The organism is Blautia wexlerae DSM 19850 (assembly GCF_025148125.1).
GTDB classification, from domain to species: domain Bacteria; phylum Bacillota; class Clostridia; order Lachnospirales; family Lachnospiraceae; genus Blautia_A; species Blautia_A wexlerae.
On the sequence record NZ_CP102267.1, the window covers coordinates 724,969 to 740,238 of the forward strand.

The window sequence follows — 15,270 nt, forward strand, 5'->3', positions numbered from 1 at the left end:
CAAGCGCGCTGATAAAAAACAGGAGGAAATTTTATGAAGAGAAGAGGAATGGCTTTAGGTCTGGCGGCATTAATGACCTGTACTGCTTTATTTACCACAACTGCGAAGGCAGAAAACAAGGGTAGTGACGAGAAAGAAACTATAAAATTCACTTACTGGGGAAGCGGAGACGAAAAAAAGGCTATTGAGGAATCTGTAGATAAATTCATGGAAGCAAACCCCAATATTGAAGTGGATCTGATGCATATTCCATCTGAGGATTTCCTGACAAAATTGAATGCTATGATTGCAGCCGGCGAAGCACCGGATGTAAGTTATTCAGCTTCATGGAAATGTCAGATGGGTGAGGATGGCCTGATTTATAATTTCTATGATCTTCTGGATGATATGGGACTTAGTAAAGATGATTATCTGTCTACCTGTTGGTGGAACTGGAGTCCTACAGAATCAGCAGGACCTGTTCAGGCCAATGTTACAACAAATCTGATGTACAATGTAGACTGCTTCGAAGAGGCAGGGGTAGATCTGCCGCCGACTAAGGTAGAGGAAGCCTGGTCATGGGATGAATTTGTAGAGATGGCACAAAAACTGACGCTGGATACAGAAGGAAGAAATGCAGCTGATCCGGATTTTGATGCAAATAATATTAAACAGTACGGTGTAATGTTTGGAACAGACTGGAATGTATATATGCCGTTTATTCTATCAGCAGGCGGCGGTTACTTAGATGAGAGTATGGACGGACTTGGATTAAATGATGAGAAGTCAGCTCAGATTTTACAGAATTTTGCAGATCTGATCAATGTGTACCATGTATCTCCTACAGCAGTACAGAAGAATGCAATGCCAAGTGCAGCAACAGCACTGGCTGCAAAACAGACAGCAATGTACATTGACGGAAGCTGGAACCATCTGGATCTTATGAATTCAGGATGCAACTGGGGCGTAGGTGTTCTCCCAATTGATGAAAACTATACTACTTTCTTTGATGGTGGTTCTTTGATTATATTCAAGAGTACAAAGCATCTGGAGGCTTCCGAAAAACTTTATCTGTGGCTTACAAATCCAGAAAGTTCAGAAAGAATCACAGAATTATACAGAACTTTATGGATGCCTGTACAGACAGAATATTATACTGATCCGGATAAGATTGATTTCTGGGCATCTGAAGAATTGCCTGCAAGACCAGAGGGCTTTCAGGACGCTATTGTAAAGGCAACTTATGATCATGCAGTAGTGGCAACCGAAATTAACGTAAAGAATTTTAATGAGATTAATACATTAGTGGGCTCTGCACTGGAACAGGTGTGGTCTGGAAAGAAAACGGCAGAAGAAGCAATGACAGAAGTAAAAAGCCAGACGGATTCTTTGGTAGAAGGAACCTATTCAGGAGAACGTTCTTAAAGTATTCAAGTGAAAGGCTGCTTTTGGCAGCCTTTCCTGATTGAAATAGCTATAATGCCAGAAAGGAATAAATATGCAGACGAAAATAAAGTATAAAATGACAAATCGCGAGAAAAGAGAAAATCGTTGGGGAATTTTATTCAGTCTTCCCTGTATTCTGGGATTTTTGATTTTTGCATTGCTTCCGATGGCAGTCAGTCTGGGATTGAGTTTTACAAATTTTAATTTTACAACAGGCGGACAGTTTATAGGAATCAGCAACTATAAAAATCTGTTCAGTGGAAGTGATCCGTATTTTTATAAATCATTACTTGTAACAGTAATTTATGTTGCGCTTTCTGTACCGACAGCTATCATATTTTCTTTTTTTATAGCAATGCTGTTAAATACAAATGTAAAAGGAAAAGGATTTTTCAGAACAATCTTTTATCTTCCGACTGTAGTTCCGATCGTAGCAATGGCAGCGATTTGGATGTGGATTTTCAATCCGGACATGGGATTGGCAAACAATATTTTAAAGGCAATGCATTTACCGGTAAGTACATGGCTTTCAGGTGAAAGTTCAGTTATTCCCACACTGGTTTTTATTAATCTGTGGACTACCGGATCAACAATGGTAATTTTCCTTGCCGGAATGCAGGATGTACCAAGACAGCTTCTGGAAGCAGTTGAGATTGATGGAGGCGGATTCTGGGCAAAGCTGCTTCATGTTACGATTCCTATGATGACTCCTACAATTTTTTATAATGTGGTAATGGGAATCATCAATGGATTCCAGATATTTACCCAGTCTTATGTTATGACACAGGGTGGACCAAACAATTCCAGTTTGTTCTATGTATACTATCTGTACAGAGAAGCATTTGAGTTTGGAAGAATGGGAAATGCCTGTGCAGTTGCCTGGGTATTGTTCCTGATCATTATGGTACTGACTGCAGTCATATTTAAGTTTTCCAACCGTTGGGTTTATTATGGAGGAGAATGAATATGAAGAATACAAAGAAAATTATTTCAAAAATTCTAATATACTTTGCGCTGATTTTAGGTGTTTTGTTTTGTCTGGTTCCTTTGTACTGGATGATCAGAAGTTCACTGATGAACACAGTGGAAGTGTTTATGATGCCGCCTCGCTGGATTCCTTCTAAATTTATGTGGGAAAACTATCAGGAAGTTTTTGATACACTTCCCTTTGGAAAATATTTCCTGAATTCATTTATTGTAACCGGAGGATGTGTAGTGGGAACAATGCTTACCAGTTCCATCTGTGCATATGGATTGGCAAGAATTAAATGGAGAGGCAGAAATGTGGTATTTGCCTGCATTATCAGCAGTATGATGCTTCCAGTTGCGGTTACTTTGATTCCTACATTTCTGATGTGGAGAACTATTGGAATAACAGACAGCTTTATTCCACTGATTGTTCCGGCATGGTTTGGAGGCGGTGCATTTTACATATTCCTGCTTCGTCAGTTTTATCTGGGAATCCCGAAGGATTTTGATGAGGCAGCATATCTGGACGGTGCTTCCCATATTCAGATTTTTACAAAAATTATCCTGCCAATTACAAAACCGGCCCTGGCTGTTGTAGGTATGTTTGCGTTTTTAAATTCCTGGAACGATTTCCTGAGTCCGCTTGTATATTTAAATTCTGAGAAAAAATATACAGTTGCACTGGGACTTCAGTTGTTTACTGGTTCTTACAGAGGTGAATGGAATTTAATGATGGCAGCAGCCTGCCTGGTGCTTGCACCTGTTGTGATTGTATTTGCCATTGGTCAGAAGTATCTTGTTGAGGGTGTAACAATGTCTGGTGTGAAAGGCTAAGAATAGGAGGAAAAACAATGCATTTAAGAGGAAATGTGATTTATAATACATGGGAAAATTTCTGGAAAAAGGCATATAAGTCTTCTTATTTCAGAGCACAGTATGATGAAACTTCGGAGCGCACAGACTGGTCATTAAGTGAGAGACAGCTATTTACACAGTCAAATGGAAGAACACTTTTGGGCCAGGATACCATGGGCAGACTGCACTTTTTGTGCACTCCTCATGATAAAATTTATGCAGTACCATCCGGAGGAACAGATCTGGGAGGACAGTTTAAAGGATACATAGGTCAGTATTATCAGAATGATACAGCATTACTTCTTGGAAAAATGAAATATGATCTGGAGCTGGACAATGGTCTGATGATCTCAGGTGCAAATAAGCAGTCATGGACAACTTATTATGATGATTTTCTTCCGGTTACTGCTACAGAGCATCCGGAACTGGAAACCAGAATATTCTCTTTTGCGCCGATTCTGGAGAAAGAAGCAGTTCCGGCATCATCAATCCATCCGGTTCCTGGACCTGCAGGAGCATTCTACTGTATAGAAGTAAAAAATATTTCCGGATGCAAAATGAAAGGAAAACTTCGTCTGTCATTTGACCAGAAGTTTGTAAATCAGTTTGAGCATTATGGGAAATATTTCGATGATTATACAGTAACACCATATAAATCAGAATGGGATCAGAAATTGCTGGTATTATGGCACCCGGAAGCCTGTGCAGCAATTCAGCTTCTGGATTCCGTATGTGAAGGCCAGGGAGATAATCCTAGAATTTATGTACCATTTGAATTAAAAGCAAATGAAAGCAGAACATTTACAACAGTAATTGCTCTTACTCCAAAGAGAGAAGAGATTTATTCTGCCCTTGGAACACTGTATCAACATACACCGCTGGAATGGTTGAATGTTACTGATGATTTCTGGAAAGAAAGATTTGGAAAAATCACTACAGATATTCGGGAAAACCAGGAGGCTGGTGAGAAATACCGTGATATGCAGGTACGGTTTATTCTTGATAATTTTAACTGCCTTTCTTTCAGAGAAGATGGAAGTCTTCTGACCAACTGGCAGGGGGCACCGTCCCATAGTCTTTCGAGGCTCTGGGGAATTGATATTACTCCTGATGTGGTAAGTGTTATGTATGCAGTACCTGAGGTAGGAAAAAGTGCAATGTTTTATCTGGCAGAAAGAAACCGGCCACGTTATAGCCTGTATTCGGATCATAGTATGTTTTACTACATTTCTTTGCTTGTAATAGCAGGAAAATATCTGGAGCTGACAGGAGATGAGAAATTCTTCAGAGATCATCCGGAACTGGTTGCTGCTATTGATGAGATCTACGATGGAATGATGAAGCATAAACATAAAGAAAAAGCACTGATTTCTAGCAGATACGCCAGCGATCTTATTGTATTCCGCAAGTATGATTATGGTGCAAATGTACAGTGTTATTATGCGTTGAAATCTTACAGAAGAATTCTGAAACTTCTGGAACGGGATGCGACAGATGTGGACAGATTTATGGAACAGATGAAAGCAGACATGAAAGAACTGATGGAAGGCAGCGGACCATTCGGCAGACAGATTACAGGCGGAAACAACTTAGGTGAGAATGAGGAACGCTTCTACATCCAGGATGATCTGAATTATTATGGTGGTGAGGATACTGCTACAGTTATGGCACCTTTGTATGGACTATATGAGTTCGATTATGAGCCATATGTAAATCTTCATAGATATGCACGTTCTATGTATATCACAAACTATGATCCGGAATTCCAGACAATGCGTGAATTACATTTTGGCATGAATCCATCTGCAACAGGCTGTACTTTAAAACTTGGCGGAAGTCTTACCAGACAGGAAATGCTTGATAACCTGAATCTCCTTTACGAACGTCTGGATGAAACAGGCTCACTTTTCTGGTGGCCAAGAGCAACAAATAAGAAAAGATGCCTGACTAGATGCAGCCAGGGACAGGGGGCATGGATTCAGCAGAGTATTGAGCAGTGGTTTGGTCTCAGGATGGATGGAACACAGAAAACGCTGGTCATCAAGCCACAGGGACTGCTTTCCGGTTATAAACTTCAGAAAACACATCTTGGAGCTTATGTTTTTGATATTGAATATAGAGAAGAAAAAGGAAAAACTGTTATTAATATTAAAAACTATAATGAGGAAGCAATAAAGGTTATTTTTGAAGTACGTAAGTACGGTGCAGGTGCACAGGGAGAATGTAGAAAAGTAGAGGAATTAGTATTGGCAGGAGCTCTTGTTGAGAAAGAGTTTGTTACAGAGACAATGGCTGTGCAGGAAACGGATATTGCAGGAGCTGAGTGCAGCACAATGACAGAGGATGGAATTTTGTTTAGTCCATATGGAATTATCATGCCTAAACTTTATAATTCAGACTGTGGAATCTTTTTATTCCGTTATCTGATCAGCCAGTCAACAGACACAGAATGGAAAAATGCAGAAGTGAAGATAGAAGTTCCTGATGGATGGAAAGTACAGTATAAACAATTCTATCACTGGGATTATCAACCTGTATTTTCAGACAATAAGGCAGTATGCATGGTGGGAGAAGTACCACAGAATACCCATAAGGTAGCTGGTTTTTACATCAGTTTGCCAGATGAACTGGCAGGAGGCGAGAAGAGCGTGATGCTGTCAGAGCATCCTTTCCCTCAGGATACACAGCATAAAATGAAACAGGTAACCCTGTATGTGGAGGGACAGAAAACACAGGCAGCAGGAGTGATCAGTGCAAGTCTTGAGACGGATGGAAAACAGCGTAAGGTTTCAGAAATACCGGTACTGATTCTTTCCAAGGAAGACTATGCCGATGCATTGGATAAGATGTATCACGGAACAAAAAAATAGAATTTGTAAAGACAGGTGTGCAATTGTTCATGCACACCTGTTATGCTATAATCAAAACGTATATATCAGACAGAACAGGAGATAAAATGTACAATATATTAGTAGTAGATGATGAGCGAATTCACAGAGAAGGACTTATTATGCTTCTTGAAAAAATATGCCCGGACGATATGCTGTGGGAAGCATCAAATGGTCAGGAGGCAATGGAGATCATGAATAATATTTCCTGTGAGATTGTGATCAGCGATATACGTATGGCAGAAATGGACGGCTTACAGCTGCAAAAAAAAGTAAAAACAGATTATCCAGAAACTGCATTTGTGATTGTAAGCGGATATGCAGATTTTTCCTATGCAAGAGAGGCGTTACAGTTTCATGCAAGTGATTATCTGCTAAAGCCTGTAGATGCAGAAGAGTTAAAGCGTGCCATTAAGAAAATAAAGAAATCAAAAAATCAGGATCAGGTTCAAAAACAAAAAGTAGATCAGATGGAACGACGATTGAAGGAATCTGCATATGGATATATGGAGTGGCTTCTGAATCAGTATATCCACCATACACGACGTAAGGTATGGGAGCCCTTAAGTGAGATGTTTCCTCTGAGACAGGAAGGCTATCTGATGTTGATCCGGATCAATAAGCAGCATCTGATTCTTAATGAAGAGATGAAACGGGAGATAGGGTATTTTATAAAAAAACATCTGATAGATACATCGTCAATTACATTTCAGGTCAACGGAACAGAAAATCTGCTGGCTGTGTTGGCCTTGTCAGGATCAAGAATTGAACAGGAACAGATCACTCAGATAGAGGAGTTTATTCAAAATATCCTGGTACTTGAGAAAAACAGAATTTATTTTGCAGTCAGCTCTCTGTATTCGGATATGGAAAGCTGCGGAAACAAGGCATATGAAGAGGCTATGGCCGCGATGAAGTATTCTTTTTATGAAGAAGAAAGATATTTGCAGGCAGAGAAATATCTGTCTGATGAAAAGCAGGAGGATTCTGTAGGCAGTGAAGCAATTCTGAATTCTATAAAAGAAGGAAATCTGGAAAAAAGCGAAGCAATTTTTGAAAAAATAACAGAGGTTCTGTCAGAGCATAAAAGTGTTCAGCCGGATATTTTTAAAAGAAAAATCGTATTCTTTTTTTTCAGAATCTTACGTTATATGGAGCCCTATCTGAAAGCTGAACACTTGTCAGAATTAAATGCATTGGATAATTGTCTGATCGAAAGTCAGTGGTATTCTGAATTGAAAAAAAGGTCAGCGGAATTAATAAAAAATATAATCGCTTTCCGGGAAATAGCAGATTCACAGGAGACAGATCCTTTGGATGAAAGCAGGCGGTATATAGAGGAACATTACCAGGACGAGATCAGCCTGGAGCAGATTGCTGCATTGTATCATTTTAATGCTTCGTATTTCAGTACTTTATTTAAGCAGAGATTCGGAATTTCCTTTTCTGAATACCTGTCAGATATTCGTATGGAGAAAGCAGAGAATCTTTTGAAAACATCTTCTGATAAGGTAAGGAAGATTGCATTGGAAGTAGGGTATAAGGATCCCAATTATTTTAACAGGGCATTTAAGAAACGTCATAATATGACACCTGAAGAATTTCGCAAAAGAGTTGGGTGATGATGGAAAAATTAAAATATACAAAATTTAAAACTCTGCTGATTAGTTCATTTATTTGTATTTCCATTATTCCTGTTGTGCTTTTGGGTTTATTTATCTTCCATTTGTCAAAACAGGAACTGATCAGGCAGTCAGAAAAACAAATGTGGCAAAATTCTGAGAATGTCAGTGATATTCTGGATGAAAAGTTGGATTATATTGAGGAATTTTCATTAAAAATAAATGTAGATACGAGAATTTATAAAATATTTCAGAATCTGGATACGTCTGACAGTATGCAGCTTGAAAGTGCCAGTCAGGAAATTTCAAAAATTTTATTGGACTATCTGCCGTGGAATAACACGGTTTATTCTACGCATATTGTGACTCCGTATTATCAGTTTGGCGAAAAGGAAAAGAACTATTATCCAAATTATAGCTTTATGGGTTCTAAAATACAGAAAGCAGCAGATGAGGCAAATGGAAAACTTGTGTGGATTCCGGCATATAATTATATGGACATGTTTTCAATTGAAGATATGCCGAGAGATTTTCTGGAATATGAGCATGTATTTACGGCTGTCAGAAAGCTGCAGTTAAGCAGGGTAGAATCAGGACATATTGAACATCTGGAAAATAAGACTGATCAAATGTATCTGGTGGTTAATTTTACAGAGGATAATCTGAATAATATGCTGAAAAAGTATACAAAGGCAAATTCTCAGATTCTTTATTATATCATGAGTGAAGATGGCAGTGTTGTTGGTCCTTACGGTGAGAATGAATCAAAGCTGTTTCGAAATGTAACTGCAGCTGATATGGGAATTACGGAGAATAAAGGAACTGTAAAATACTACGGTGCAAATAATCAGGAATATATCGTAACCTATTCCAAAAGTATGGTGACGGGATGGTATACACTTGCCATGATTCCAGTTAATGTTTTCAGCAAGAATATTGCTACAGATCTTACCAGGGCAATATTGATTCTGGTAACTATAGAAATTATTTTATCTGTTACTACGGCTGTTCTTATTTCCAGAAAGATTGGGAAAAAAGTTTATAAACCGCTGCACATGATAGAGAAAACAGGAGAGGGTAATTTTACTGCAAGAATTGTATATGACAACAGGGATGAGTTTGCGTTTTTTTATAAAAAACTGAATGAAATGAATCAGAACCTGCAGATGTTGGTTCATGAGAAATATGAGATGATGATCCAGAAACGAGACACGGAGATCATGTCGTTAAATATACAGATGAATCCCCATTTTCTCTATAATTCGCTGAATATCATTAACTGGGTATGCCTTAAAGGAGAACAGGAAAATGCCAGCAAAATGCTTTTGGATCTGTCGAGAATGCTTCAGTATACCAGCCAGAATGGTGATGTTCTGGTTCCGCTGTGGGAGGATCTGGACTGGCTTAAACGGTATATTGGAATTATGCAGAAAAGATATCAGGATCAATTTGAAGTGAGTATGGATATACCGGAGTATTTAAGAAGTCTGGAAGTTCCAAAGTTATTTCTGCAGCCGTTTGTAGAGAATGCCATTGTGCATGGATTTAAAAATTATCAGGATTCTGGGAAGATCTGGATTTCAGCAGAGGAAGAAGAAAATGATATTCTTTTTTATGTAGAGGATAATGGATGTGGAATCTGTGAGGAAGATTTGAAAGAGGTTCTGAATAAAGAGCGAAAGAGTATAGGCGTCAGAAATACAAATAAAAGGATTCGTATGATTTATGGAGAGAAATATGGGGTTACCATAAGCTCACAGCTGGAAGAAGGCACAGTTGTAACCATAAGACTTCCACTAAAAGTTAATTCGAAAAAACAGAGTTAGATTAAGGTTATATGGATATTCAATTTTATGAGAAGGCGATTGTGAAAGATTGCCGGAAATAAGGTTGAATATCCATTTTTGATTATAAGCAAATAAATATCATGTATAACAGTATAAAACAGTTGACAACAGTTATGCACTGTTATATACTGTTTGCAGATGGAGGAGAAACATATGCATATAATAATCAATAATTCATCCATGGTACCTATTTATGAACAGATCATAGACCAGATTAAGTCTGCGATTATCAGAGGAGAGTTACAGCCGGACACTGTATTACCTTCAGTACGCAGTTTGTCAAAGGAACTGAAGATCAGTGCCCTGACTGTGAAGAAAGCCTACGACAATCTGGAAGAAGAGGGATTTACCGTCACTGTTCATGGAAAAGGAACCTACGTTGCAGCCACAAATAAAAACCTGATGAGGGAAGAACAGCTCAAAGAAGTGGAACATGATCTGGAGCAGGCGGTCATGAAGGGAAGAAGATGTGGACTGAACGATGAGGAAATCAGAAATCTTTTTGAAATGATCATGGAGGACTAAGACATGTTGAAAATCAGTCATTTGCAGAAACATTACAGAGGTTTTTCGCTGGACTGTTCTATGGAAGTACAGCCTGGGATGATTACAGGACTTATTGGAAGAAATGGTTCCGGGAAATCCACCACATTTAAAGCTCTGCTCGGCTTGATTCATCCGGATGGCGGAGAGATAGAGGTCTTTGGGAAAAAGGCAGAAGAGCTTAGGCCGGAGGATAAACAGAAACTGGGAGTTGTTTTTGCAGATTCAGGCTTCAGTATGTATCTGACAGCAGCGGGCGTGGCCAATATTATGAAAAGCATATATCCGGATTTTGACAGAGAGAAATTCCTGCAGCAGTGCAGAAGATTCAATCTGCCCACAGACAAGAAAATCAAAGAATTTTCCACTGGTATGAAAGCAAAGTTTAAAGTACTGGCAGCATTAAGCCATAAGGCAGAACTGCTGATTCTGGATGAGCCCACAGTTGGTCTGGATGTGATAGCCAGGGATGAAGTGCTGAACATGCTGAGAGAATATATGGAAGAAAATGAAAGCAGTTCTATTCTGATCAGTTCACATATTTCATCAGATCTGGAGAGTCTTTGTGACGATTTTTATATGATCCATGCCGGAAAAATTATCCTTCATGAGGATACAGATGTACTGCTGTCAGATTATGCAGTTCTTAAAGTTGCAGAAGAAGAGTACGAAAAACTGGATCAGCAATACCTTATTAAGATCCGGAAAGAAGCTTATGGATACAGGTGTCTGACAAACCAGAAACAATTTTATATGGAAAATTACCCGGATGTTGTAATTGAGAATGGAAAGATTGATGATCTGGTAATGATGATGGAGGAACAGGTATGAAGGGATTATTTGTAAAGGATATAGAACTGATGAAACAGCAGAAACAGTTTTTTATCCTGGTTGTTGTAATGGAAGTCATCCTGAATCTGGCAGGAAGCGGGAGCGTCAGTTTTGCTACAGGATATTTTACGATTGTCACAGCAATTTTTGCCATTACGACTATAAGTTATGATGAGTTTGATAATGGTCTTGCGTTTCTTATGACCTTGCCGGTTACCAGAAAACAGTATGTGGCGGAAAAATATCTGCTGGGAGCAGGGCTTACGGCTGTAGCGTGGGGAATTGCAACGATAACGGGAGTAATCTGCAAAGGTGTGGCAGAACTTCAGGGGTGTCTGAGTGAGACTATCATTGGCAGCCTGATATACATTCCACTGGCACTTCTTATGCTGGCGGTATCGCTCCCGCTTGTAATACATTTTGGAGCGGAAAAAGGACGTTATATTGCAATGGTCATGTGGGCTATTATATTTGCCGTAGTTTATATTCTGATAAAAACAATGGGACTTTCAGCAGACGCAGTCGATGCATGGCTGAATGGACTGAACTGGGGAATGGTATTGGCCGGAGTTGTATTATTTACAGTAATTGTATATATGGGGTCTTTTTGGATTGGTGTCCGGCTTATGGAGAAGAAAGAATTCTGATGTGTCTCGAATATGGTTGTAATTATAAAAGCAGTGTGCTAAAATTGTATCAGCGTAATTGAATAAGCTGTTAAGTGAACATTATCATATGCAGATTTTGTGTATGGTAATGTGAGAGGGAATCAGGTGAAATGCCTGAACGGTTGCGGCCACTGTATACAGAAAAAAAGCGGGATTGTAATATGTCATTGCATAAATATGTGAGAAGGCGGAATCCGGCTGTCAGAGAGTATCTGGAAATATTTCTGATACAACATTCATGAACTGCTGAAGCATGGATGTTGTATCAGTTTTTATTTTGTGGAAATTTTCTGTGATCTGTGAGTCAGGAAACCTGCCTGACAGCGTAAAGAAGGAGCTTCCGTAAAAAGTATCCGTTATTCTTATCACTTCTATTTTACTTTTTCTGAAGTCCCATCTTTTCGGTTACACGAACAGGTAAATAACATATACGAAAAGAGAGGAAGTCAAATGAAAAACAGGTATTTATCCACAAGAATCATGGCAATTATGATGGCAGCAGCTATGGCAGTTTCCGCAGCTCCGGCAGCTTTTGCAGCAGAGAGAGCAGACTCTGAGACAATCAAAGAGGACAATCAGCCGGCAGCAGATGCAGACGCACAGGATTCAGCAGATGCAGATAAGACAGCAGACGCAGAAGGTACAAAGACAGAATATCCTCTGACCATCACAACCTATGATTATGATGGAAATGAAATCGAAACAACCTATGAAAAGGCACCGGAGAAAGTTCTTGCTGTATATCAGGGAAGCATTGAAACCATGCTTGCACTTGGCCTGGAAGACCGTCTGGTAGCTACTGCAGGTCTTGACAATGAAGTTCCGGATGAACTTAAAGATGCATTTTCAAAAACAAATTATCTTGATGAATTTACCCCATCCCTTGAGACTGTAACGATGTTGGAGCCAGACATGATCTTATCCTGGAGCTCCCTGTTTTCTGATAAAAATCTCGGAAATGTAACAGACTGGATCGACAAAGGCTGCAACACTTATTACAACACAAACACACGCCCTGACGGAGACAGAACTCTGGAAAATGAATTTACAGACATCTTAAATCTTGGAAAGATTTTTGATGTACAGGACAAAGCACAGGCAATCGTAGATGATGCAAAGGCAGTGATCGATAAAACTCTTACAGCAACAGCAGATGTAGAAGAGAAACCAAGCGTAATGGTTCTGGAACCTCTTGGAGAAGATATCACAAACTATGGTGCAAAGAGCCTTGGTGGAGATATGGTAACACAACTGGGTGCGACTCTGGCAAACCCGGATGCTTCTACAGCAGGAAAAGAAGATATCATTGCAGCAAACCCTGATGTGATTTTTGTTGTATACATGCCATATGCAGGTGATGATCCGGAAACTGTAAAAGAAAGCCAGCTTGCCGTTATCAAGGATGACGAAGCACTTCAGAGCCTTGACGCTGTAAAGAACGGTCGTGTTTATCCGATCATGCTCAGTGAAATGTACGCAAGTGCAACACGTACACAGGATGGTATTGAAACTTTCGCAAAAGGATTATATCCGGATGTGAATCTTGACTGATTGAGGACATAACAGTGAAAGAACAGGTTTCACAGACAAAAAAAGGCAATGTGCTCAGAACATCCATGTATGTGGCAGTCCTCATCGGACTTGCAGGATTTCTTATTTTTTCCATACTTGCGGCGATTACTTTTGGTAATGCTGACCTGTCACTGAAGGATGTGTACAGTGTCATTGTTTATAAATTATTTCATATAAAAAGTCTGTCCGCCTATGCAGAAGGTGCAATTCACGATGTTGTATGGCTGATCCGACTGCCCAGAGTCCTGCTGGCTCTGGCAGTTGGAATGGCTCTTTCTGTATGTGGCGTAGTAATGCAGGCAATCGTGCAGAACCCGCTGGCAGATCCGTATGTACTTGGTATTTCATCCGGCGCGTCTCTTGGTGCAACGCTGGCAATCATGCTCGGAATCGGAAGCTTTCTTGGCGGGAATTCTGTCGGAGTTACTGCTTTTATTGGCGCGATGATCACCTCCTTTGCAGTTATTGCTATTGCAAATATGGGAGGAAAGGCAACATCAGCTAAGCTGATCCTTGCCGGAATGGCGGTCAGTGCGGTGTGCTCTGCTTTTTCAAATTTTGTTATTTACATTACGAATGACAAAAATGCAGCTACGGAAGTTATGAAATGGAGCATGGGAAGTCTTGCAGGGGCAAGCTGGGCCAGAGTAGGTGTGATGCTTCCGGTTACTCTGATATGTGTGGTCATCTTCTGGACGCAGTATCGAAACCTGAATCTGATGCTTTTGGGAGATGAAGTTTCTATCACACTTGGAACAGATTTACACAGATTGAGAACATTTTACCTGATTGTTGCTTCTGTAATGATTGGATTTGCCGTATATTGTGCTGGCGTGATCGGATTTGTAGGACTTGTGATTCCTCATGTAGTCAGGATTCTGTTTGGAACTGACCACAGAAGATTACTTCCACTGAGTGCACTTTTTGGCGCGTCTTTTCTGATCTGGTGTGATGTGGCATGTCGTGTGATCCTGAAGAATTCTGAGATGCCGATCGGTGTGCTGGTATCCATTATCGGTGCTCCATGCTTTATTTATCTGCTTGTGCGGAAATCCTATGGATTTGGAGGTAGTAAGTAATGAAAATCACTACAGAAGATATTCAGGTTGGATTTCACGCCAGACAGATACTGAAGGGAATTTCCATAGAGTCAAAGGATAAGGAACTGGTAGGGATCATCGGACCAAACGGAAGCGGAAAATCTACATTATTAAAATGCATCTACCGTATCCTGAAGCCAGATGCAGGTGCCGTTTATCTGGACGGCGAAGAACTCCATTCCATGAGCGTAAAAAGCTCCGCCAGAAAAATGGCAGTTGTGGCACAGCACAATTACTACAACTTTGATTTTACCGTACGGGAAGTCGTGTTGATGGGACGTGCACCTCATAAGAAAGCATTGGAACGGGATAATGCAAAAGATTACCGGATTGTTGAAGAAGCACTGAAAACGGTACAGATGGATGCATTTGCGGATCGCACATTTTCTACGCTGTCAGGTGGAGAGCAGCAGAGGGTTATTCTGGCAAGAGCACTTGCACAGCAGACACCTGCACTGATCCTTGATGAGCCGACTAACCATCTGGATATCACACATCAGATCATGCTGATGGAACTGGTAAAGAAACTTAACGTAACTGTAATATCAGCTATCCATGACCTGAATATTGCGGCGGCATACTGCGATAAGATTTATGTATTGAAAGATGGTGTGCTGGAAGGATATGGAACTCCACAGGAAGTACTCACTCCGGGGCTGATCAAAAGGATTTACCAGGTAGATTCGGAAGTGGTAAATGACAGCCGCGGGAAGATGCATATTTTATTTTTATAATATGAGAATTGACAGGCCAGAGTCAGAAAAAATTTTGACTCTGGCCTGTTGTATATGGAGGAAAAAGATGAATAAGATAGGAATTTTAACAACCGTAGCAAGAATTCCCTCACCTATAGGTGATGGGATGAATTGCACATTCGAGCATGTCTGCTCAAATTTATAAAAAATTGCAAAAACACTTGTTCTGATACAATAAATATATTATAATGAAAA

Annotated in this window: 12 protein-coding genes and 1 riboswitch; all 12 genes read left to right on the forward strand. The window is 39.9% G+C overall.

Features of this window, described 5'->3' with window-relative positions:
* Nucleotides 1-33 precede the first annotated feature (33 nt).
* The 12 genes from NQ550_RS03345 to NQ550_RS03400 all read left to right on the forward strand — a co-directional run bounded on the left by NQ550_RS03345 (nt 34) and on the right by NQ550_RS03400 (nt 15,054).
* Nucleotides 34-1,404 (forward strand): ABC transporter substrate-binding protein, encoded by a 1,371-nt coding sequence (locus NQ550_RS03345; protein WP_025580345.1) that lies wholly within the window; start codon nt 34-36, stop codon nt 1,402-1,404.
* A gap of 97 nt (nt 1,405-1,501) precedes the next feature.
* The gene (locus NQ550_RS03350) at nt 1,502-2,389 is read left to right on the forward strand and encodes a carbohydrate ABC transporter permease (protein WP_242832758.1); all 888 of its coding nucleotides are present in this window, start codon (nt 1,502-1,504) and stop codon (nt 2,387-2,389) included.
* 2 nt (nt 2,390-2,391) lie between these two features.
* On the forward strand, nt 2,392-3,228 hold the full coding sequence (locus NQ550_RS03355) for a carbohydrate ABC transporter permease (RefSeq protein ID WP_022380058.1): 837 nt from the start codon (nt 2,392-2,394) through the stop codon (nt 3,226-3,228).
* 17 nt (nt 3,229-3,245) lie between these two features.
* Nucleotides 3,246-6,119, forward strand: coding sequence for a hypothetical protein (locus NQ550_RS03360; protein ID WP_025580349.1), 2,874 nt, complete (start codon nt 3,246-3,248; stop codon nt 6,117-6,119).
* Between the two features lie 86 nt (nt 6,120-6,205).
* Nucleotides 6,206-7,759, forward strand: a complete 1,554-nt coding sequence (locus NQ550_RS03365; protein WP_025580350.1) for a response regulator transcription factor — start codon at nt 6,206-6,208, stop codon at nt 7,757-7,759.
* Nucleotides 7,759-9,585 (forward strand): sensor histidine kinase, encoded by a 1,827-nt coding sequence (locus NQ550_RS03370; RefSeq protein WP_025580352.1) that lies wholly within the window; start codon nt 7,759-7,761, stop codon nt 9,583-9,585. The genes NQ550_RS03365 and NQ550_RS03370 overlap by 1 nt, the downstream gene beginning before the upstream one ends.
* Before the next feature lie 174 nt (nt 9,586-9,759).
* The gene (locus NQ550_RS03375) at nt 9,760-10,131 is read left to right on the forward strand and encodes a GntR family transcriptional regulator (protein ID WP_025580353.1); all 372 of its coding nucleotides are present in this window, start codon (nt 9,760-9,762) and stop codon (nt 10,129-10,131) included.
* A 3-nt stretch (nt 10,132-10,134) separates the two neighbouring features.
* Entirely contained in the window at nt 10,135-10,980 is an 846-nt protein-coding gene (locus tag NQ550_RS03380) for an ABC transporter ATP-binding protein (protein ID WP_025580355.1), read from the forward strand.
* On the forward strand, nt 10,977-11,627 hold the full coding sequence (locus tag NQ550_RS03385; protein WP_025580357.1) for an ABC-2 transporter permease: 651 nt from the start codon (nt 10,977-10,979) through the stop codon (nt 11,625-11,627). Before NQ550_RS03380 ends, NQ550_RS03385 begins: the two co-directional genes overlap by 4 nt.
* 87 nt (nt 11,628-11,714) lie before the next feature.
* Nucleotides 11,715-11,983: riboswitch (cobalamin riboswitch) on the forward strand.
* Between the two features lie 115 nt (nt 11,984-12,098).
* Nucleotides 12,099-13,199 (forward strand): ABC transporter substrate-binding protein, encoded by a 1,101-nt coding sequence (locus NQ550_RS03390; protein ID WP_025580358.1) that lies wholly within the window; start codon nt 12,099-12,101, stop codon nt 13,197-13,199.
* 14 nt (nt 13,200-13,213) lie between these two features.
* The gene (locus NQ550_RS03395) at nt 13,214-14,299 is read left to right on the forward strand and encodes a FecCD family ABC transporter permease (RefSeq protein ID WP_025580360.1); all 1,086 of its coding nucleotides are present in this window, start codon (nt 13,214-13,216) and stop codon (nt 14,297-14,299) included.
* The gene (locus NQ550_RS03400) at nt 14,299-15,054 is read left to right on the forward strand and encodes an ABC transporter ATP-binding protein (protein ID WP_025580362.1); all 756 of its coding nucleotides are present in this window, start codon (nt 14,299-14,301) and stop codon (nt 15,052-15,054) included. The genes NQ550_RS03395 and NQ550_RS03400 overlap by 1 nt, the downstream gene beginning before the upstream one ends.
* The last annotated feature ends 216 nt before the right edge of the window (nt 15,055-15,270 follow it).

Excerpts from the sequence above, each read along its gene's own strand:
- NQ550_RS03360 (WP_025580349.1), top strand. The coding sequence starts at position 3,246 with ATGCATTTAAGAGGAAATGTGATTTATAATACATGGGAAAATTTCTGG.
- NQ550_RS03365 (WP_025580350.1), top strand. The coding sequence starts at position 6,206 with ATGTACAATATATTAGTAGTAGATGATGAGCGAATTCACAGAGAAGGA.
- NQ550_RS03375 (WP_025580353.1), top strand. The coding sequence starts at position 9,760 with ATGCATATAATAATCAATAATTCATCCATGGTACCTATTTATGAACAG.
- NQ550_RS03350 (WP_242832758.1), top strand. The coding sequence starts at position 1,502 with ATGACAAATCGCGAGAAAAGAGAAAATCGTTGGGGAATTTTATTCAGT.
- NQ550_RS03385 (WP_025580357.1), top strand. The coding sequence starts at position 10,977 with ATGAAGGGATTATTTGTAAAGGATATAGAACTGATGAAACAGCAGAAA.
- NQ550_RS03370 (WP_025580352.1), top strand. The coding sequence starts at position 7,759 with ATGATGGAAAAATTAAAATATACAAAATTTAAAACTCTGCTGATTAGT.
- NQ550_RS03355 (WP_022380058.1), top strand. The coding sequence starts at position 2,392 with ATGAAGAATACAAAGAAAATTATTTCAAAAATTCTAATATACTTTGCG.
- NQ550_RS03390 (WP_025580358.1), top strand. The coding sequence starts at position 12,099 with ATGAAAAACAGGTATTTATCCACAAGAATCATGGCAATTATGATGGCA.
- NQ550_RS03400 (WP_025580362.1), top strand. The coding sequence starts at position 14,299 with ATGAAAATCACTACAGAAGATATTCAGGTTGGATTTCACGCCAGACAG.
- NQ550_RS03345 (WP_025580345.1), top strand. The coding sequence starts at position 34 with ATGAAGAGAAGAGGAATGGCTTTAGGTCTGGCGGCATTAATGACCTGT.
- NQ550_RS03380 (WP_025580355.1), top strand. The coding sequence starts at position 10,135 with ATGTTGAAAATCAGTCATTTGCAGAAACATTACAGAGGTTTTTCGCTG.